The following is a 21,618-nucleotide window of genomic DNA, read 5'->3' as shown; positions in this document are numbered from 1 at the left end:
ATTTTGTTAGAAGAATAGCAAAAATAAACGTTTTTTTATTGAAAAACTTTTTCAACTCTTTTTACGGTGGAAGTTAACTCTGCAAAGTGGAAGTTACTTTTTCAATTCACCAAATAATTTCTCAACCTTTAAACATAACTTTGTATAATACTTGTTTTATACAAAATTGCTCTTAATTTATTAGTATATAAAAAATAACTAGTATATAATCTAGTTATCTTTTAAGTCATTCTATATCTTTAGTTTTATCAATAATCACTTACTCATTAAGCATAATTTGCTTTTGGAATAAACCACCTTGCTTAACATAATGCAAAATGTATTCATTCTCATAAACATTATGTATTTCTAATTTTCTAATACCTTTTGTTTTTAAAACTAATTTTATTTTATTAAACTCATCAAGTTCAGCTTTATCAGTTAGCATAGTATGCATAAGCTTTTGTGAATACTTAGACCAATCCTTTAAAAGTCCATCAAGTGGTGTGTTAACATCTATATCCATTTATCTTCCTCCTTGTATAATATAATTAAGATTCTATATTCTTGTATAGATTTTTACGTTGTACACTCTATTATATATAATTAATTATATATAATCAACTTACAATACAAATACAATTTATATATTGTACTCTATTTTTATTATATATTAATTTATACACATATTATAGTCCCTTATAATTATTACCTCTTTATACAAATTAAAACAATTATTATCTATATTGCTTTAAAAATAATATCTAATACCCTTTAGATATTATTTAATGCAGTATTATACAAAACATAAATAAATATACAAATCTTATATAAGATTTGTATATTTTAACAATGCCCCCTAGCCTAGTTATTTTAGCATAGTTGTACCTATTTATCGTTGAATTCATAATTTCTATATGGTAATATTATATATACCTTGTTATGTTTTAAGTTACATAATTTAGTTATGAAATTAGACATAATAACTTAGAGGATGTGATGATTTTATGAGAAAATACATATATATTGCTATAGGTGGAATGCTGGGCGCAGTACTCAGATATATAATTAAAAATATACATATTATTAATTATAAAGAAATTATACCGATAAATACTTTGTTTGTTAATATTTCAGGAAGCTTACTTTTAGCACTTACACTAACTATTGCCTTCGAAGTATTTACTTTTGATGCTGATATAAGACTAGGAATTGCTACTGGATTTTTGGGAGCTTTCACAACTTTCTCAACTCTTTGCAAAGAAACCGTAAATCTTATGAGACAAGGTGACTATTATTCTTCTATATCTTATATTGGATTTTCAGTAATGCTTGGACTTTGTGCCTCTTACTTTGGAGTCGTAATCGCAAGGGAAGTGATTGTAAGATTCAAAAATCAGCAAGACATCTCTTAAATCATTAAATTATGAAATTAAAAGACAAATTGGAGGTTAAACAATGACATATATGCTTGTTGCGGTTGGTGGTGCCGCCGGAAGTTTGGTTCGCTATAGCCTTGGTAAATTTATAAGTGAAAAGTCTAAGACTACTTTCCCAATAGGAACTTTTATTATAAATATTACAGGTGCTCTTTTACTTGGTATTGTGAGTACTATTGGAGTTAGTACTAGTATGATGTTACTACTCGGTGATGGCTTTCTCGGCGCATATACGACGTTTTCGACCTTTATGTATGAGGGTTTTAATCTATTTCAAGAAAAAGAAAAACTAAATGCCTTTATATATATATTATCTTCAGTAATACTCGGTTTAATAGGATATTTTATAGGAAGTAAAATAGGGAATTTATAAAAAGGAGGATAAAAATGAAACCAAGTGATAATTGCAAAGTTCTAAAAATCTATGTTAGCGAAGATTCTAAGTATAAGGGTCATAATTTATACCATGCATTAGTTATAAAGTTAAAAGAACTAGGAATGGCGGGAGTAACTGTAACGCGAGGTCTTGAGAGTTATGGTAAATCAAGGGCAATCCATAATATGAAAATACTTGATTTAAGCTCAAGCCTTCCTATAATTGTTGAAGTAATTGATAAATCAGAAATGGTTGAAAAAGCATTGCCAATAATTAATGAAATGGTAAAAGAAGGGCTTGTTTTAACTTCTGATGTTAATGTTATAAAATATGGTAAGGGATAAAAATAAAAGCCCTGAATTTAGCATGTATTAGCTAAATTCAGGGCTTGTCCGTCATCTATTCTTTCCAAACTTTATTTCAAGTTTTTAAAAGTTAATTATAAGATGTGGATTTTTATTATTGGTAAGCAAAATAATTTTATTTGTTCATTGCTTCTTCCACTGCAACAGCAACTGCAACAGTAGCGCCGACCATAGGATTATTTCCCATACCTATTAGTCCCATCATTTCAACATGAGCTGGAACAGAAGACGAACCTGCGAATTGTGCATCTGAATGCATTCTTCCCATTGTATCAGTCATTCCGTATGAAGCAGGACCGGCTGCCATGTTATCTGGATGAAGTGTTCTTCCTGTACCACCACCTGATGCTACTGAGAAGAATTTCTTACCTGCTGCTAATCTTTCTTTTTTATAAATACCAGCAACTGGATGTTGGAATCTTGTTGGGTTTGTAGAGTTTCCTGTAATTGATACATCTACATCCTCTGAGTGCATTATTGCAACACCTTCACGAACATCATCTGCTCCATAACATCTAACATCAGCTTTTTGTCCATCTGAAAATGCTGTTTCTTTAACTGTAGTTAATTTGCTAGTATAATAATCAAATTGTGTTTGAACATAAGTAAATCCATTAACTCTTGATATTATATATGCTGCATCTTTTCCAAGACCGTTTAATATTACTCTTAATGGTTTAGTTCTTACTTTATTAGCGGCTCTTGCAAGACCAATTGCTCCTTCAGCAGCTGCAAAAGATTCATGTCCAGCTAAAAATGCAAAGCATTTAGTTTCTTCGCGAAGTAATCTAGCTGCTAAGTTACCATGTCCAAGTCCAACTTTTCTGTCGTCAGCAACAGAACCTGGTATACAAAATGATTGAAGTCCTTCGCCAAGATATATTGCAGCATCTGCTGCTTTGTTGCTACCATTTTTAATTGCGATGGCTGCTCCAACTGTATATGCCCAACAAGCATTTTCAAATGCTATTGGTTGAATTCCTTTAACTATTGCAAAAACGTCGATACCTTTATCTTCACAAATTTTTCTTGCTTCTTCTAGTGAATTTATTCCGTGCTTACTTAGTACGGGTAGTATCTGATCTATTCTTCTTTCATAACTCTCAAATAAAGCCATTTAATTATTCCTCCTTTTTATATTATTCTTGTCTTGGGTCGATTACTTTTACTGCTTCGTCAAATCTACCATAAGTTCCAGTAGCTTTTTCCATAGCTTCATTAGCATCTATACCTTTTTTAACCATATCCATCATTTTTCCTAGTTGAATAAATTTATATCCTATTATTTCACTATTTTTATCAAGTGCAATTTTAGATACATAACCTTCAGCCATTTCTAAGTATCTTGAACCCTTAGCTAGTGTTCCATACATTGTACCAACTTGACTTCTAAGGCCTTTGCCTAAGTCTTCAAGTCCAGCACCTATAGGTAATCCACCTTCTGAAAATGCAGTTTGAGTTCTTCCGTAAACAATTTGAAGGAATAACTCTCTCATAGCTGTGTTTATTGCATCACAAACTAAATCTGTATTTAATGCTTCTAAAATAGTTTTTCCTGGAAGTATTTCAGATGCCATTGCAGCTGAATGAGTACTACCTGAGCATCCTATTACCTCAACTAATGCTTCTTGTATTATTCCTGCTTTTACGTTTAATGTAAGCTTACATGCACCTTGTTGAGGAGCACACCAGCCAATCCCGTGTGTTAAACCTGAGATATCTTTAATCTCTTTACTTTGTACCCATTTTCCTTCTTCAGGAATTGGTGCTGAACCATGATTAGGTCCTTTAGCAACACAAATCATATCTGAAACTTCTGTTGAATAAATCATAATATTATCTCCTTTCTTATGTAGATGGTAATTTTATAAACATTATACCTAGTGGGTATTAATATGTCCCGCTGGGTCAATAATTGATATGTCTTCAATCTATTTTAACAAATATTATACAACTTATCAATAGTATTACATGATACAATGTCATATGATAGATGTTTATTCTTATATTATACTTTATTTTAAGCTATTGTTGATGGTAAAGCCTCAAGTATATTAAAAGAAAAATAAATTAATTATTATATCAGGATGTAAAATATAGTATAATAGTTATAGGAAGAAAACTAAAAGCCAATATTTTATACCATATGATGTATAAATTTTATATAGAAAGGATATTACTATGGAAAATGAAGATAATACTGAAAATGATAATGATAGTTCGGACTCTGAGAAACTCGTACGAGAGATAATTGACCAAGGGGAAAGTTTTAACTCTATTGAAGAAGATTTATTACATGAATTAATGGGTAATAGGATATCTGCAGATGTTACAATTGAAACTTCCCAATCTCGTAAATTCGGAAATAAGATGGCTGATAGCATAGCAGCTTCAGTCGGAAGTTGGGCTTTTATAATAATTGCATTGGCAACTATTGCAATATGGATAATATCTAATACTATTTTCAAAAATTTATTTGATCCAGCTCCATTTATATTACTTAATCTAGTTCTATCTTGCACTGCAGCTATACAAGCTCCTGTAATAATGATGAGCCAGAATAGACAAGAAGAAAAAGATAGAATAAAATCAAAGAATGATTATAAGATAAATTTTAAATCAGAGTTAATCACTCAAGATTTACATAAGAAAATGGATATATTAATAGATAATCAAAAAATATTAGTTAAAACCCAAGCTAAAATAGTAGAATATATTGATAAACTGCAAGCACAAAAATAGTTAATTATAAACAAATTAAAGGCCTTATTTTTACATAACATTAATTTTAAATGGGGGCAAAATATGAATAGCTACGAAGACAATGCACTTAAAGAAATGTTTATCTGGCAAAAAAAAATGTTAAAGAAACCGTCTTTTTCAAGTAACATGGCTAAAGAATTACAAACCAAGATGAACAACTTAATTCCAAGTAAAGTTCAGAATGTTATTAATTCTTCTATTGAGAATATGGCAAAACTAGTTCTTGCTGGTTCTAAATTTACATCAAAACCCCCACTAACAAATATGTCCCTTGAAGAACGTGAAATTCTTGCAAAAAATAAAATTGATTTTTATAGAAGTACCGCTACTGTAAGTGGCGCTGGAACAGGATACGCCGGAATTTTAGTTGGGCTTTCCGATTTCCCTATTCTTTTAAGTTTGAAAGTTAAATTTTTATTTGAAATGGCTAGTATTTATGGTTTTGATACACATAATTATAAAGAAAGGCTATATATTCTATATGTATTTCAATTAGCTTTTTCAAGTGATAAAAGAAGGCTTGAAATCTATTCACAAGTATCAAACTGGGAAACTTACGTAGAAGATTTGCCTACAGATATAAATTCCTTTGATTGGACAACCTTTCAACAAGAATATCGAGATTATATAGATTTAGCAAAAATGTTGCAACTTGTTCCAGGTATTGGAGCAGCAGTTGGTGGATATGCTAATTATAAATTAATGACTAAACTTTATGATACAGCCCTTAATGCTTATAGATTAAGGATTTTCAAATAGTAACTTTGCTTAATTATTTCTCATAGAGCATAAAATAACCCCCAATATACTTTTGTAAATTGGGGGTTATTTTTATCCTTTATTGGGAATTATCAGTTAATACCTCAAAATAGCCTTGAGGATGTAAACACATTGGACAAACCTTAGGAGCATCTTGTCCCTCATAAATATAACCACAGTTATTACATTTCCAGTAAACTTTCTCATCTCTATGATATATAGTATTGTTTTCTAATGTAGTTAATAACTCTTGAAATCTCTGTGCATGATGTTTTTCTACCTTAGTAACTGTCTTGAATGCATTAACAATCTCAGTAAAACCTTCTTGCTCTGCAACTTTTTCAAATGTTGGATAAACTTTTGTCCACTCCTCTGTTTCGCCATTTACCGCCGATAATAAATTTGCCTTAGTATCTCCAATTCCTACAGGGTATGATGCATTAATTTCTACAATTCCACCATTAAATTCGTTGTTTAATAAATTAAAAAATCTTTTAGCATGCGCTAACTCATTTTCTGCTGTTTCATTAAAAATTTTAGATATTTGTATGTAACCTTCCTTTTTTGCTACAACTGCATAATAAGTATATCTATTTCTAGCTTGCGCTTCACCTGCATGTCCTCTCATAAGATTTTCTGCAGTTTCTGTACCCTTTAAACTTTTCATAAATTGCCTCCTTGTTTTTCACTGTTGATAAAATAGCTATACTTAGTATTATTACCAATATGACCTGATTTATTTATACTAAATGCTATAATTATTATTCAAATAAATGTTCATGTAAAACTTAAATAAGAGATGCCCTAACTTTAATTTAACTAAAGTTAGGGCATCTCATTTCATACAAATAATTAGATTGTTTTAAAATTTTTCAGAAAATAATTGGAAATATCCTTGTGGATGTTCACAAGCTGGGCATAATTTAGGAGCACTTTTTCCTTCATATAAATAACCACAGTTACTACATTTCCACATAACTACTTCATCTTTGTTGAACACTTTATTGTTTTCTATATTGCTTAATAATCGTCTATATCTTTCTTCGTGATGTTTTTCAACCTTAGCAATATTTCTAAAAAGTAACGCAATTTCTGTAAAGCCTTCTTTTTGCGCTACTTCTGCAAATGATGGATAAAGATCTGACCATTCTTCATTTTCTCCATTTGCTCCCGATAATAAATTTGCTTTAGTATCCCCAAGTTGTACAGGATAAGTTGCATTAATTTCAACTACTTCTCCACATAAATCTTTATTTGCAAATTTAAAAAATCTTTCAGCATGCTCTTTCTCATTACCTGCTGTTTCTGTAAATACATTAGATATTTGAATATAACCCTCTTTTTTTGCTACAGACGAATAAAAAGTATATCTGTTTCTAGCTTGTGATTCACCTGCAAATGACTTCATAAGATTTTCAGCTGTTTTTGTACCTTTTAATGTTTTCATAAAATACCTCCTAGTTTTTCTTTAAAAAGAAAATAATTATATGTTCTGTATACATTATATATTCTATAAATACTATATATTACCTCTTTTAAAATAAATTATCAGCATCCATTAAATTTTATCCTTTACTAATAAACTAATAAAATCACCTTGTCTTCGGCTGTTAAATCGAAATCAAGGTGATTTTATAATTTTTAATACTAATTGTTCTTTAAAATGCTGGAATTACAGCACCTTTATATTTTTCTAAAATAAATTTTTTAACTTCTGGTGAAGTTAAAGCCTTTGATAATGCTTTAATATAAGGTTTATTTTTATCTTCTGTTCTAACAGCAAGTACATTTGCATAAGGTGAATCCTTTGCTTCAACTACTAATGAATCTGTGAGCTTCAATTTCGCTTCCATTGCATAATTAGAGTTTATAACTGCTGCATCCATATCTTTTAATATTCTTGGAAGTTGAGGAGCGTCTAATTCAGTTATTTTTAAATTTTTCCGATTTGATGTTATATCAACTTTTGATATAAGCTCTCCACTTTTAAGTTTTAATAAACCAGCTTTCTCAAGTACCCTAAGAGCTCTTGCTCCATTTGTAGGATCATTGGGAATAGCAATACTTGCTCCATTTTTTAAATCACTGAGCTTTTTGTATTTATTAGAGTATAAAGCCATAGGTTCAATTTCAACTTTTACAGTATAGGTAAGATCTAGTCCTTTTTCTTTAGAAAATTCCTTTAAATAAGGTGTATGTTGAAAGAAATTAGCATCTAATTGTTTTTCAGCAAGTGCTGTGTTTGGTGTTACATAATCCGTAAATTCCACTATTTTAAGAGTATATCCTGCTTTTGCTAAAACAGGTTTAGCAGCCTCTAATATTTCTTTATGAGGTATTGGTGAAGCCCCTACTGTAATAACTTTTTTATCAGTTACAACCGCCGCTTTTTTTGATCCACAACCGCCTAATGCGAAAATCACAACTATTGATAATAATACACTTAATACTTTTTTCATTTTAAATCCCCCTTTTAATCTCTTTGAGTCTTTACTAGTTAGGACTATTAACCTTGTGCATTTTTCTTTAGAAAATAACAATTGTTATTGTATCCCTGATTTTTGTAATACTTTTATAATTCCAAATCTACTTTATCATTTTACTGTAAAGTAAATTCCCTAAGGCTTGAATTATTTGTACTATCGCAATTAATATTATTACAGTATATATCATTACATCTGACTGAAATCTATAATATCCATATTTTACAGCTACATCACCAAGCCCACCACCACCAATTGTTCCGGCCATAGCTGAGTATCCTATAATATTTATTATGGTTAAAGTAATTCCAAGAACTATAGATGGCATAGCCTCTTTTAACATAACATTCAATATAATTTGATAGTTTTTTGCACCAAAGGATTTAGCCGCCTCAATAATGCCATAATCAACCTCTAAAAATGCGGATTCTATTATTCTTGCAGCAAAAGGAGCTGCCCCAAGAGTTAATGGAACTATCGCTGCATTGGTGCCGATTGTTGTTCCCGTAATAAGTTTCGTTAAAGGAAATATAGATATCATTAATATAATGAATGGAAAAGAACGTAGTATATTGACTACTAAATTTAAGCTTTTATAAATTAAAGCATTTGGTTTTAACCCCTTAGGTCCAGTTATAATTAATCCAACGGCTGCAATAAATCCTAATATTACTGTAAACATCGTGGATACTATTACCATGTATAATGTTTCTAAAAGTGCAGGTAATAAAACATCACTAAATAGCATTTATGCTTCCCCCTTTTTGTTCATCATTATTATCATTTTGTATAGAGTCATTATCAATTTCCCACTCTATAGATTTTTCATCTAGATAATTTGTTATTTTTTCCTTATTTTCTTTGGTTGTGTTTATTATGAGACTGCCCATTACATTATCTCGAAATTTTTCAAGCCTTCCCCATACTATTGAGAAATCAATATCTAATTTCCTTGCTAATGACGTTATAAGACAACTCTGAGTAATTTCCTTTGTAAAAAATATTTTAATGTTATAACCCACGCTAGGCAATAATTCTTCCTCACCAATTAATATTTTCATTTCTTTAGTTGGCTTAATAAATAATTCATCAGTAAATCCACGACTTTTAATCTTGCCGCCTTCTAAAAGTATAAATTTATTACAAATTTCTTTTACCACTTCCATCTGATGAGTAACTACAACAATTGTTATGTTAAATTTATTATTAATATCTCTTAAAAGCTGCAATATGGATTTTGTGGTTTTAGGATCTAGTGCAGAAGTAGCTTCATCGCAAAGTAATATCTTAGGATTAAGTGCCAATGCTCTTGCAATTCCAACTCTTTGTTTTTGACCTCCACTAAGCTGTTTTACGTTGGTGCTAACTTTTTCCTTAAGTCCTACAAGCTCAATTAAACTATCTACCCTTTTCTTAATAAAGCTTTTATCCTTCCCCCATACTTCTAATGGGAAAGCTATATTTTGAAATACGTTTTTGCTGTTAATAAGATTAAAACTTTGAAATATAACTCCCACATCTTTTCTAAATTCTCGAAGCTCTTTCAAACTTAGATCTTTTACCACTTTTCCCATTATGTTAATAGAACCTGTATCGTAAGTTTCAAGTCCATTAAAGCATCTAAGCAAAGTAGATTTTCCAGCTCCACTGTGACCAATAACCCCAAATATATCGCCTTTCTCAACTGTAAAAGAAATATCACTTAATACCTTCACCTCTGAGAAACTTTTACCTACACCGTTGACTTTGATCATGATATCATTTCTCCTTTTCAATACTAATTATTGATCTTTAATTTTAAATTTCAATTTTAATAATTCATCTCTAATTTTTTAATATTACATAAAAATTCATATAGGTAACAACATTCGTACATATAAAAAATAGAACCCAAGAATAAACTTGGGCTCTACTGCCAAACTTATTCTTATCTTGCAGCAACTTGCAAAGCGCTACAGGATTTAACACCATGCATCATTAAATGATGTTGGTTGTCGGGTTTCATTGGGCCATTCCCTCCACCTCTCTTGATAAGACAATATTAAGTTTTAATTTAAATATATAACTAAACAAAAAGCCTCTTTCACCAAAGTATAATGATGAAAGAGGTATAAATATTCAAAGGCACCTCTCTCATCTTCCGTTAAATTAGAATAAACTTAACGCAGGAATTAGCACCTATCCAAACAAATAATGTCTGATGGTTGCCGAGGTTTCATCGGGCCGGTCCCTCTACCTCTCTTGATGAGAATTACTAGTTTTTAATTTAGGTTAATGATATCACTATATTACTGCTATGTAAAGTATGATATTAAAATCAATAAAAATAATATTCTACCCTCTTGGAGCATACATAATAATCAATGCTCCTATTACAGCTATTATACCACCAATTAGATCAAATTTATCTGGAATTATATTATCAACTTTCCATCCCCATAGCACTGATAATATGATAAATATTCCACCATAGGTTGCATATACTCTTCCAAAATTAGCATTTTGAGGTTGAAGAGTTGGAATTACGCCATATAAAATTAGTGCTATCGCTCCAATAACTGCACATATAATGCTTTTACCCTCACGCAACCATATCCATATAAGGTATCCCCCTCCTATCTCAAATAGTCCCGCTAATATAAAATAAAATATTGACTTGATTATTCCCATATGTATTTCTCCTTATAAAAAACAGCATTAAAATTTTTCAACTATTTTTAATACAACTTACTATATCATAAATGAGTATCAATATCAATATCAATTGATATCTATACTCAAAGTACATTTATCACACACATTAAATTTTAAAAGTCAGAAAAAACTAATCATTATCTTATTAATAACCTCTGACTTTTAAAATTTATTTACATTAATTATATAGCCTTTTGATTATACTTTTTCAAATTCCGACTTTGGCGCCTCACATATTGGACAAACCCAGTCTTCTGGAATATCCTCAAATCTGGTTCCTGGTTTTATTCCACCATCCTCATCTCCTACTTCTGGATCATATACGTAACCACATACTGAACAAACATACTTACTCATAAAAAACATCTCCTCTTAATTTAATTAATATTCTAAATTGTATTATAATCACTCTTTTACTTATTTAAATATTTATAAATTTCTCTCATCCCATTTCATCATAATATATGTGGCAAACAACATCATTATTCCCCTTTTCAATCAACTAAAGATTGGATATGCTTTTTTTAGAGTTTCATTAGTAAATAAAGGATTTTATTCTTTAATTATTAATGAAACCGATAAAACTATATCGTCTACATTTATTTTCCAACTTTTTATGAATATTTAATATAACACTAAACTTTTATGTTACAATATACTAGACTAATTTAGTGTATAAGTTTTATAATGAAATTGTATGTAATTATAGATGTATTAGATTCATTTAATTAATGTGGAAAAAGGTGTGAATTTGAGTATTGGTAAATATAAAAGGGAACCCACTTCCTACTTTAGATTGTGTTATTTTTAGAATAATTAGCAACTATAATACATAAAACTTATAAATAGTATTATTGACAAAAATGTAAAATAATCATATTATTAATGAACATACTAATTACATTTTTTAGTAATTCAACAAATTTACTAGACCCTTGGGATTGTAATAACGCTCAAATAAACTAGCAATAAAACACAGTATAAAAATAGAAATATAATACCTATAAGCAACTAGGCATTAACTGCTGAATAAACAATTAGCGCCCTTTGCTGGTATATAAAACATAGTAGTCCAAGCCTGCTTTGGACAATTTCTTTTTTATTATAAAAAAGGAGGAGATATTAATGGATGATACAGAAGTAAAAGAAGTAATAAAAACGCCAAAAATCAAGAAGAAATTATGGAAAACAATCGTTAAGTATTTATTAATATTTTTAGCAATAATGATATTACTCGGCACACTTACTTTAGGATATGTTTACATAAAATATGGTTCTAAAATAAAGTCAACTATAAATAATGGTAACACTATAGCACAATCAATAAATGAAACTGATTTTAATACTAGAAAACCAACACAATTTTATGATAATACTGGTAAATTAATAAAAGAATTTAAAACAGTAACATATTATTACACAAAAGAAGCAGACTTAAACCCATATGTAGGTCAAGCTGTTACTTCAATAGAAGACCAACGTTTTTATAAACATAACGGAATAGATTTTAAAGGTATAGGAAGATCTATTTGGGTATATATAAAATCTAAAGGAACTATTATGCAAGGTGGCTCTACAATAACTCAGCAACTTGCAAGAAATGTGTTTCTTACATTCGACGTAACTTTGTGGAGGAAACTCGAAGAATGCGTTGTAGCAAAAGATTTGGAACAGAAATATACTAAATCACAAATACTAGAGTTTTATGTAAACAACGTTAACTTCGGCAATGGTTGTTATAGTATTGAAAGTGCTTCAAAATTTTACTTTCAAAAAACCAACAAAAATTTGGATATCTCTCAAATAGCTATGCTTGCTGGGTTACCTAACAATCCGTCTTATAATAACCCTATTAAACACATGGACAGAGCAATAAAGAGAAGAAATTTAGTTCTAGATAAAATGTTAAGCCTAAAGAAAATTACGCAAAGTCAATATGATAAAGCAACTGCTGAGGTTATAACATTAAATGTAGCAACTCCTGCAAAATCAGAACCTATGGATTCTAGTGTACAATATGCTGTTCATAATGCAACTTTGGAATTAATGAAAAAGGATGGCTTTATTTCTAGATATTCTTTTAGTAATGATAAAGATAGGAAAGCATATTTCACTAAGTATAATGATGCATATGCTGAAAAAGAAAAACAGCTTCTTGCTGGTAGATATAGAATAGATACTTCTATTGATACTCTAAAACAGAAAAAATTGCAGAGTGTAGTAGATAATAAATTACAACAATATGCACAAACAGATAGCAAAACAGGATTGTATGAAAAACAAGGTGCTAGCGTCACAATAGACAATACTACAGGTGAAGTAGTGGCTATAGTTGGTGGAAGAAGTCAAGATGGTAACACATTCAACAGAGCCATCTTAGGGGTAAGACAACCGGGTTCTTCTATAAAGCCACTAATAGCATATACACCCGCTTTTGAAAAAGGATACATTCCTTCAAGCCAATATGTTGATGCACCAATACCTAATGGACCATCTAATGATGATCATGCATACCGTGGGTCAGTAGCATTAAAATATGCAGTTGATATATCTATAAATACTATTCCAGTTAGATTAGTAGGAAATATGGGAGTGAAGACGTCATTAAAATACCTTCAAAATATGGAGTTTAAGTATATAACTCCTGAAGATGATTCTTCAATAGTGGGTATAGGAGGTTTTACAAAAGGTGTTACTCCAGTAGAAATGGCTTCAGGTTACTCAACACTTTCAAGAAATGGCACATTTATAGAACCAACTAACGTGCGCAAAATAACAAATACTGTAATTAATGAAGTATTATATGAAAATCAAAGCAAGAAAACTAAAGTATATGACAGCGGTGCTTCTTACCTTATGACTGATACTTTAAAAAGTGTACTAACCGAAAATTATTCAACAGGAAGGGGTTTATCTCTAAGTAATTATCCTTATGCTGCTGGTAAAACAGGAACTACTGATCAATCTAAAGACTGTTGGTTTATAGGATATACTCCTTATTACACAACATCTGTATGGGTGGGAAATGATACCCCTGCAGCTCAAAATATGGCTGGTGCTAACGAGCCTGGACATATATGGAAGGAATATATGGAATATTTACACCAAGGTCTAGTACAAAAGGATTTTGTTTGCCCTAATACAGTAGTTACTAGAAACGGTGTTTTAATGAATACACTCTATATTCAGCTAAAACCAAATGGAAGCAAAATAAAAAGTGTAAAAACTGATAAGTCAAAAACAACAGATGCCTCAGCTGCTACTTCAGCTAAAGATGCCGCAGCTAAAGATGCATTAATTAAATCTCAACAAGAAACAGCTAAAAATTCAGCTGCAAATGCAGCCGTTGGTGCACTTGAAGGTTTTTCGTTAACAGATAAATCTCAACTTGCTCAATATAATCAGTTAGTTCAAAATGCCTCAGCTGCTTTGCAGAATGTTACAGATAAAAGCACTTATTCACAACTTCAAACTAGAATGCAACATATGATAAGCGTATTTAGCAATGCAAAAACCACTATGGAAAATGCATCAAAAACACAAACAACTACAAAAACACCGGCAACAACTACTAAGACGCCTACAACAACTACTAAGACGCCTACAACAACTACGGATACAACAACAAAAACACCAACAAAGACTCCAACAAAGACGCCTACAAAGACACCAACAAAGACTCCAACAAAGACGCCTACAAAAACACCAACAACACCAACAAAAACACCAACAACACCAACAACACCAACAACACCAACAAAAGTACCTCCAACAGGGACTACCGACACTGATACTAACACAACAACCGGTACTAAATGATAGTAATTTAGCAAAAGAAAAGACAAATGTTTAATTTTAATTAAACATTTGTCTTTTCTTATTAATCAGCTCTGAAAGAGATACATCAGCTCCTCTAAGTCACTGCAACTACTTCAGGCTTTAACTTCTAGCATTCTTGTCCACCTAAATCGTTATATACTATAATTTTATTTTGCTTTAGGCTTTCACTAACTGCTATAATTCTTTGATTCTTTGAACCACTTAAATATTGAGTAATATCTTTAAGCTCTTCTATGAATTCACCATCTCTTAGCATATCTATATAATGCAAAAATTCTAACCTAATAGGATCTTCAATAAGGTCTTCAAATTTATATCCGCTCCAACAAAATATAGTTTTTTGCGGGAACATTTTTTTTATTGTTTTTACTAAATTGATTAAAGTCCCATCTTCCAGATTATCCATTGGCTCTCCCCCTAATATTGATAATCCTTTTACATATGGCTTTTTTAGACTTTCTATAATAGAGTTTTTATTGTCTTTAGTAAATATTACACCATAATCGAATTGTCTTGCCTGAGGGCTCCAGCATCCTTTACAAGGAGGAATCTTTGCGCATCCACTTACAAACAAGGATGTTCTAAAGCCTATTCCATTTACAGTATCATCAAAGAATATGCTAGCATAATTCATTTTAATTACATCCTTTATTATTCTTTCTGCTTTTAATCTCCTTCATTTTTCCATCAACTACAGGTCTTTCAAATATACTCCCAAGATAACCACAAAGCTTTCTAATTATACTTAATAACATTTTATCATCATTTTTGCATACAGGGCACTCAAACTCTGTATCACTATTTTCTTTTGTAAACATTTCTCCTGTATATCCACATTTTAAACATTTATCACTTATTGAAGATATTCCAAGAAAATGAGTTTTGTCATATGAATATCTTATAATATCCTCAAGCGCCACTAAATTTTTAGTCATATCTCCAAGTTCTACAAATGATATTGCACCACCTGATGATAATGAAGATGAAACAGATTCTAGATCTAATTTTTCAAAAGGTGATATTAATTCATTTGATGGATAATGAAATGAGTTTTCATAATATCCATTGTCATTTACTCCATCTATAACTCCGAAGTCTAATACATCCTCAACACAAAATTTAGTTGCGAGTGTTTCTGCTGGTGATCCATATAAACTAAATCCTATTTTTGTTTTTTCCTTTTGCTCATCACAATAATCTCTAAGATATTTCATGATTTTAGTTGCTCTTTTAGATGTTTTTTCCGTTCTATCATTAAGTCCCTTACCATATAGCGCAGTTAAACAATTATGTAACCCTACATATCCAATAGACGCTGAGGCATATCCATTATTAAGTAATGGCTCTATTGTATCCTCTGCACCCAGTTTAGCAATTGCTCCACTCATATACAATATAGGAGCTTGTTTCGCTTTAACATTTTTGAGTATATCATATCTTATCATAAGTAAATCTTTGCAATCATCTAATGCTTCATGTAAAGATTTAAAAAACATATCTTCATTACCTTTTGCCTCAATTGCAAGTCTTACAAGATTAATAGATATTACTCCAAAGTTAAATCTTCCAGCAGTTTTGTAATTACCTGCTTCATCTAAATAACTTCCGAGGAATGATCTGCACCCCATACATTCCTTGTAATCACCAGTAACTTCAATTGCCTTATCAGTATTAATGTAATCAGGATATTGACGATGTGCACTACATATAACTGCTAATTTGAATAAATCATAGTATTTATCTCCTGGATTAAGATTGTTCCCTTTTGTATTTTGGTATACTAGTTTAGGAAACACAGGAGTTACACCACCAGTCAATCCTTTAATTCTTTGATTTAATATAGCCTCTGTTATCATCTTTTGAATTTTTTGATCTTCATCACTAGCACTTAAATCTACATTATTTATTCCAAGTGTTAAAAATGGAGTCTCCGCACGACTTGTCATTAGTGTTTGCACTTCATATTCAAGTGATTGCATACTATCTTCTATTTCTTTAGCCAATCTATCCCAGGCATATTCTTCTACTTTAATTTTATCTTCAATCCATTTACTACCTACTACTCTATGTTTATTTAAACTTTTAACAGCATAAGGGGTAAGACCCGTTATTAAAGATGGAAATGTAGTTCCACCATATGTATTACTAGATATGTGACTTGCTACTTGAGACAATACATTAACTGCAGTCTCAATTGAATTTGGAGTTCCTATAAGCGTTGTACCTAAATCAAAGCCATTTTCAAACATACTAATCCAATCTACAAGGCAGCAGTTGAAAAGAGGCAATCCAAAGTAAGTCTCATCATGTATATATATACTTTTTTTATGTTTTTTTAAATATTTTTTAGGTATTTTATGCCTTTGGCTATAGTTGCTACCTACAACATTTGAAATTAATGCCCTTATAGTTTGTATCTTACTACCATCAAGATTTCCATTAGAATTAGTCTGCTCTGAAACTGCATTAATTATATTATCTATTTCTTTATCTAATTCACCTTTTTTATCTCTTTCAAAAGTCCTCTCTTGTCTATAATTTATGTAAGCTAGAGCTACAGTCTTATCTAATGATTTTATTTCATCAACAATAATATCCTGTATTTCTTCTATTGGAATTAATGTTTCTCCAGTTTGTTTAAGATCCTCCATTACTCTATTTAAAACAGTATTATTAAATTCTTTATTTTCCTTACCATATACTTCTACAAAAGCTTTCCCAGCTGCTGTTGATATCCTCTCTGGTATAAATTCCTTTTTTCTTGAATCTCTTTTTATTACTTGCATATACTACCTCCATATATTTACTCTCAAGACTCTAACTTGATTTTTTATTATCTTTCTTTAATATAAGAAAGCACCTTATATTTTTCCCATTGTTCTTATCTCAATGGCAATAATTTAATAATATTTACTATTTAACATTTAATAAATAGCAATAAATAGCAATAAGTACAAACCCTTTTAATTTCATCTTAACTTAAGCAAAACGCTAAAAAGTCTCCTAACTATTAAGTTAAGAGACTTAAAAATCATCGCAATTAAAAAAAGACATTGCAGACACCTCTCTATCTCTCGTAGAGTTATTGTGTGTAATTATAGAGAGGTATTCTGGCTTAAGTATCATTGCCCTTACAACCTTCCCAGTTTCCCAGTGGTATTTCTTATAAGAACTCCTCTTTTACAGCGGCGGGACCGCGTAGGATTTTCACCTATCTTCCCTTTTAAACTAAAGAACTTTATACTTTAGTATCTATAATTATAATATTAAATTCAATTATATTTTATATCATTTTATCAATAAAATCAATATTTTATTATAATAATTCACTCATAAAAATACAATGATGAAATTTTCCATGTACTATTGTTGCCAGAACAAAATGCGCCAAATTTGCCTGGTATTTTTATATACCTTACATCATTATTTTTATTATTTATATATTTACTTTATTAAGTTCTTATACCTAATCTTGCCTGTAATCCATTGAAGTAATGACAATATTAGTCCAAAATTAAAGCCCTGTAACAAAGCCACCGACATTGTTTCGCTTTGGTCATATTCATATATACTATTCTTGTTCAATAGATAAATTATGCCTATTATACCCATAATAACAATTGTAAAAAGGACACTTTTAAATATACGTATCATCTTGCCTTTCTCTTGTGCTTTTTCCCAAAATTTGATGAAACTTTCATCATTATCATAAAACAATCTTGATATTTTACTTTTCTTTATTTTATTTGTATTAATGAGATATTCAAAAATCAGACCTATAACCACGTATACAACAACAATGGTAATTCCTATTTTAACTATATACGTAATAGTACCTCCTTATACTTAATGCTTCGTAAAACTTACCTAATATGAAATAATTCAATTTCTTATATTTTAAATTCGTATGATTATGCCTAATTATAGTTAGAAAAGTCAAATATTATTATATGATAATATTATATCAGAATTTCCTAAATAATAGATATACAATTTCCTATTTAATTAAGAACTCATTAATAATCGTAATGCATGTACAAATTACAATTATCATTTTTATGCTTTTCACCTTTAATCTAAACCATCATAAATATAACTTGTTTTTCTTATTTTAAAAAATATCTTAAAGTTATACAACTCAAACATAGGATTTCAACATTCTATATGATTAGGTTACACATATACGGCGTTTATTACGTTGATTTTAAGCCTTTTGCTTTCAGACATATGATTTATCGTTTATGACTTGTTTTATGTTATATAGCTTTTAAACGCCTTTTTAGTAGACCGATTTATTTCCATTTATATTCAATATTCTTCTGTATTTTTCAGTATGTAAGACAACAATCAAAATCAGCAATGAATTTCAAACGTTCTGGTTACTATTAATTCAATCCTTTTAATTCCTTGTGGATAAGTTGCATTAAAATAAATATTTATCCACAGTTTACTCATATATTTCGGGTATAATGTGGACAATTTCGTTAATAACGCTGTTATTTACTCATGAATTATCATTCCTTTATTCATATATTCTTGGTATGAACCTTCAATTTTCAGGTGAGACAAAAAAATGAAGGAAATGCGAGTTGGAGCACCTGCATTTCCTTCATTTTTGGTAACAATATTTGTTGTTTGAGTACATTCATTATTCTTATACTATTTATCTTATTCTACTGTAACTGATTTTGCGAGATTTCTTGGCTTATCCACATCGCAACCCTTTTGTACTGCCATATAATAAGCTAATAATTGTAGTGGAATTACTGCAATTACTGGTGCTAATATATCCATTACTTTTGATATATAAGTTACAGAAAAAACTGATTTTTCTATTTCAGTATGACCAGCTGGTGCGAAAGCATATACTTTTGCTCCTCTAGTTGAAAGTTCACGTATATTACTTATCATTTTACCAAATAGCGCTTCTTGAGTGGCCATTGCTATAACGATAGTTCCTTCTTCCATAAGTGCTATTGCCCCATGTTTGAGCTCTCCTGCGGCATATGCATCAGAATGGATATATGATACTTCTTTAAGTTTTAATGAACCCTCAAGTGATACTGCATAGTCAAGTCCACGTCCTATGAAGAACATATCTTTGTGCATATAAGTTTTAGCCGTAAAATCCTTCAATGTTTGTTTGTCTTTTAACATTTCCTCTGCTTTCTCTGGAAGTTCTAGCATTGCTGCTTTAATTTCTTCAATTTTATCCATGCTCATAGTTTCTTTATTCTGAGCAAAGAACAAAGCGATTATATACATTGCTATAAGTTGAGTCGCATAAGCTTTAGTAGATGCAACTGCTATTTCTGGTCCTGCCCAAGTATATAGTACATCATCTGCTTCTCTTGAAGCGGCACTACCTACAACGTTAGTTACAGCTATTACCCTTGCCCCTTTTTCTTTTGCAAGTCTTAATGCAGACATTGTATCCGCAGTTTCTCCTGATTGACTGATAACTATCATCAATGTGTTTTTATCAATTATTGGATCTCTATATTTAAACTCTGATGCTATATCTAGTTCTACTGGTATTCTTGCAAGTTTTTCTATAACATATTTACCTACAACTCCTGCATGATAAGCAGTTCCGCAAGCTACAATATATATTTTATCTAAATTGTTAATTTGTTCTTTAGTTATATTTATATCATCAAGTGTTATCGGCTGACCTAAAACTATTCTTGAATTCATCGTATCTCTGATTGCTTTTGGCTGTTCATGAATTTCTTTTAACATAAAGTGCTCATATCCACCTTTTTCAGCAGCAGCTGCATCCCAAGTTACGTGGAAAACTTCCTTGTCTATAATGTTACCTTCAATATCTTCAAGCTTTATTCCATCACTAGAGATAACAACAAATTCATTGTCTTCCAATAAATATATCTCTCTTGTATGATTGAGCACTGCTGGTATATCAGATGCTACATAAAATTCATTTTTTCCAAGTCCCACTATTAATGGGCTATCTTTTCTTACTGCAATTAATTTATCTGGTTCATCACTGCATACTACTGCTATTGCATAACTACCTTCCATTTTAGTAGTAGCCTTCTTTACAGCTTCAACAATGTTTCCTTTGTAATAAAAATCTATAAGGTGTGGTATAACCTCTGTATCAGTTTCAGACACAAATTTATATCCTTTCTCTGTTAACCATTCTCTTAAGTGAATGTAATTCTCGATAATTCCATTATGAACTACAGCAATTGTTCCTTTTTCATTAGTATGTGGATGAGAATTTTCATCAGATGGTTTACCATGAGTAGCCCACCTTGTGTGCCCTATACCAACATGACCTTTAAGTGAAGTTTTTGCAAGTTCTGCTTCTAAATTTGCAAGTCTTCCTTTGCATTTAGTTACATTTAAAACTCCATTATCTATAATTGCGACTCCTGCTGAGTCATATCCTCTATATTCTAATTTTCTAAGACCTTCTACCAATATTGGCTGAGCCTCTTTACTTCCAAAATATCCAACTATTCCGCACATATTTATCTTCCCCTCAAATTTAAATTTTTAATATATTTGTAAGGTTTTAACACCAAATTGATATTGTCACGAAAATCACTTCTCGCTTTTATCAATTATTAACGGTAGTGCGCTACCGTGGGGCATCCGCCGAAGATTCGATACTCCCCATCCTCGTCAACTCACAATGCATCATAACACTATCGATGCTTAGAAATGAGTTCTGGCGCTTTTAAATCATTTGATTCTCTCTATCCTCCTTTATTAAATTACTGAGCATACTACTCATAATTCATATGCCAATCTGTTTATAAAATAAATAGACTATAAGCTTATAAACCTTACCCATAAGCTTACAGTCTATTATATTCATTTTATGGTCATTACGTCAATACTTTTAGTAATAAGTTTATTAAACATTAACTAATTTTGTATTTTATGTTAAA

Annotated in this window: 20 protein-coding genes and 3 riboswitches; of the genes, 6 read left to right on the top strand and 14 right to left on the bottom strand. The window is 30.5% G+C overall.

The window, feature by feature from the left end; genetic code table 11:
* Window positions 1-259: 259 nt before the first annotated feature.
* On the bottom strand, window positions 260-505 hold the full coding sequence (locus tag KPL38_RS05305) for a hypothetical protein (protein ID WP_216287894.1): 246 nt from the start codon (window positions 503-505) through the stop codon (window positions 260-262).
* A gap of 481 nt (window positions 506-986) precedes the next feature.
* On the opposite strand from KPL38_RS05305, the gene crcB (KPL38_RS05300) reads away from it, so the two are divergent.
* The 3 genes from crcB (KPL38_RS05300) to KPL38_RS05290 are packed head-to-tail and all read left to right on the top strand — an operon-like array spanning window position 987 to window position 2,138.
* Entirely contained in the window at window positions 987-1,394 is a 408-nt protein-coding gene (gene crcB / locus KPL38_RS05300; RefSeq protein WP_216287892.1) for a fluoride efflux transporter CrcB, read from the top strand.
* Between the two features lie 43 nt (window positions 1,395-1,437).
* Window positions 1,438-1,791, top strand: a complete 354-nt coding sequence (gene crcB / locus KPL38_RS05295; RefSeq protein ID WP_216287887.1) for a fluoride efflux transporter CrcB — start codon at window positions 1,438-1,440, stop codon at window positions 1,789-1,791.
* Between the two features lie 14 nt (window positions 1,792-1,805).
* Complete coding sequence (locus KPL38_RS05290) at window positions 1,806-2,138, top strand: DUF190 domain-containing protein (protein WP_216287886.1); 333 nt, start codon at window positions 1,806-1,808, stop codon at window positions 2,136-2,138.
* A gap of 136 nt (window positions 2,139-2,274) precedes the next feature.
* Here the strand turns inward: KPL38_RS05290 and KPL38_RS05285 are convergent, their stop codons facing one another.
* Both KPL38_RS05285 and KPL38_RS05280 read right to left on the bottom strand, forming a co-directional pair.
* Window positions 2,275-3,276: a GGGtGRT protein gene (locus KPL38_RS05285; RefSeq protein WP_216287885.1), complete on the bottom strand. Its 1,002-nt coding sequence runs from the start codon at window positions 3,274-3,276 to the stop codon at window positions 2,275-2,277.
* Window positions 3,277-3,298: 22 nt separating this feature from the next.
* Window positions 3,299-3,991, bottom strand: a complete 693-nt coding sequence (locus KPL38_RS05280) for an iron-sulfur cluster assembly scaffold protein (protein ID WP_216287884.1) — start codon at window positions 3,989-3,991, stop codon at window positions 3,299-3,301.
* 349 nt (window positions 3,992-4,340) lie between these two features.
* On the opposite strand from KPL38_RS05280, the gene KPL38_RS05275 reads away from it, so the two are divergent.
* Together KPL38_RS05275 and KPL38_RS05270 are read left to right on the top strand one after the other, a co-directional pair.
* Complete coding sequence (locus KPL38_RS05275) at window positions 4,341-4,901, top strand: DUF1003 domain-containing protein (protein WP_216287883.1); 561 nt, start codon at window positions 4,341-4,343, stop codon at window positions 4,899-4,901.
* 63 nt (window positions 4,902-4,964) lie between these two features.
* Window positions 4,965-5,681, top strand: coding sequence for an EcsC family protein (locus KPL38_RS05270; protein WP_216287875.1), 717 nt, complete (start codon window positions 4,965-4,967; stop codon window positions 5,679-5,681).
* 79 nt (window positions 5,682-5,760) lie between these two features.
* On the opposite strand, the gene rbr (KPL38_RS05265) is transcribed toward KPL38_RS05270, so the two are convergent.
* From rbr (KPL38_RS05265) to rd, 7 genes are all read right to left on the bottom strand, one after another.
* Window positions 5,761-6,348, bottom strand: coding sequence for a rubrerythrin (gene rbr, locus KPL38_RS05265; RefSeq protein ID WP_216287868.1), 588 nt, complete (start codon window positions 6,346-6,348; stop codon window positions 5,761-5,763).
* A gap of 195 nt (window positions 6,349-6,543) precedes the next feature.
* Entirely contained in the window at window positions 6,544-7,128 is a 585-nt protein-coding gene (rbr, locus tag KPL38_RS05260; RefSeq protein WP_216287866.1) for a rubrerythrin, read from the bottom strand.
* A 211-nt stretch (window positions 7,129-7,339) separates the two neighbouring features.
* Complete coding sequence (locus KPL38_RS05255; protein WP_216287865.1) at window positions 7,340-8,140, bottom strand: MetQ/NlpA family ABC transporter substrate-binding protein; 801 nt, start codon at window positions 8,138-8,140, stop codon at window positions 7,340-7,342.
* 127 nt (window positions 8,141-8,267) lie between these two features.
* Window positions 8,268-8,912, bottom strand: a complete 645-nt coding sequence (locus tag KPL38_RS05250; RefSeq protein WP_216287864.1) for a methionine ABC transporter permease — start codon at window positions 8,910-8,912, stop codon at window positions 8,268-8,270.
* Window positions 8,902-9,918, bottom strand: a complete 1,017-nt coding sequence (locus KPL38_RS05245) for a methionine ABC transporter ATP-binding protein (protein WP_216287863.1) — start codon at window positions 9,916-9,918, stop codon at window positions 8,902-8,904. The genes KPL38_RS05250 and KPL38_RS05245 overlap by 11 nt, the downstream gene beginning before the upstream one ends.
* Window positions 9,919-10,088: 170 nt before the next feature.
* Window positions 10,089-10,201: riboswitch (SAM riboswitch) on the bottom strand.
* Between the two features lie 93 nt (window positions 10,202-10,294).
* Window positions 10,295-10,415: riboswitch (SAM riboswitch) on the bottom strand.
* Between the two features lie 83 nt (window positions 10,416-10,498).
* Complete coding sequence (locus KPL38_RS05240; RefSeq protein ID WP_216287862.1) at window positions 10,499-10,834, bottom strand: YnfA family protein; 336 nt, start codon at window positions 10,832-10,834, stop codon at window positions 10,499-10,501.
* 222 nt (window positions 10,835-11,056) lie between these two features.
* Window positions 11,057-11,215, bottom strand: coding sequence for a rubredoxin (gene rd / locus KPL38_RS05235; protein WP_216287861.1), 159 nt, complete (start codon window positions 11,213-11,215; stop codon window positions 11,057-11,059).
* 768 nt (window positions 11,216-11,983) lie between these two features.
* Here rd and KPL38_RS05230 point away from each other — a divergent pair.
* Window positions 11,984-14,677 carry a transglycosylase domain-containing protein gene (locus tag KPL38_RS05230; RefSeq protein WP_216287856.1) on the top strand — a complete coding sequence of 898 codons (2,694 nt, stop codon included), beginning with the start codon at window positions 11,984-11,986 and terminating at the stop codon, window positions 14,675-14,677.
* Window positions 14,678-14,804: 127 nt separating this feature from the next.
* On the opposite strand, the gene nrdG is transcribed toward KPL38_RS05230, so the two are convergent.
* The 4 genes from nrdG to glmS all read right to left on the bottom strand — a co-directional run bounded on the left by nrdG (window position 14,805) and on the right by glmS (window position 21,193).
* Window positions 14,805-15,332 (bottom strand): anaerobic ribonucleoside-triphosphate reductase activating protein, encoded by a 528-nt coding sequence (gene nrdG / locus KPL38_RS05225; protein ID WP_216287854.1) that lies wholly within the window; start codon window positions 15,330-15,332, stop codon window positions 14,805-14,807.
* A 1-nt stretch (window position 15,333) separates the two neighbouring features.
* A complete protein-coding gene (nrdD, locus tag KPL38_RS05220) occupies window positions 15,334-17,484 on the bottom strand; it encodes an anaerobic ribonucleoside-triphosphate reductase (protein ID WP_216287852.1) in 2,151 nt (716 codons plus the stop codon).
* 297 nt (window positions 17,485-17,781) lie between these two features.
* Window positions 17,782-17,969, bottom strand: a riboswitch (cobalamin riboswitch).
* Between the two features lie 173 nt (window positions 17,970-18,142).
* Window positions 18,143-18,484 (bottom strand): hypothetical protein, encoded by a 342-nt coding sequence (locus tag KPL38_RS05215; RefSeq protein ID WP_216287850.1) that lies wholly within the window; start codon window positions 18,482-18,484, stop codon window positions 18,143-18,145.
* Window positions 18,485-19,366: 882 nt separating this feature from the next.
* Window positions 19,367-21,193 (bottom strand): glutamine--fructose-6-phosphate transaminase (isomerizing), encoded by a 1,827-nt coding sequence (gene glmS / locus KPL38_RS05210; protein WP_216287848.1) that lies wholly within the window; start codon window positions 21,191-21,193, stop codon window positions 19,367-19,369.
* Window positions 21,194-21,618: the final 425 nt, after the last annotated feature.

The organism is Clostridium psychrophilum (assembly GCF_018861705.1).
GTDB classification, from domain to species: Bacteria; Bacillota; Clostridia; order Clostridiales; family Clostridiaceae; genus Clostridium_AD; species Clostridium_AD psychrophilum.
This window is presented reverse-complemented; position numbering and strand designations above follow the sequence as displayed.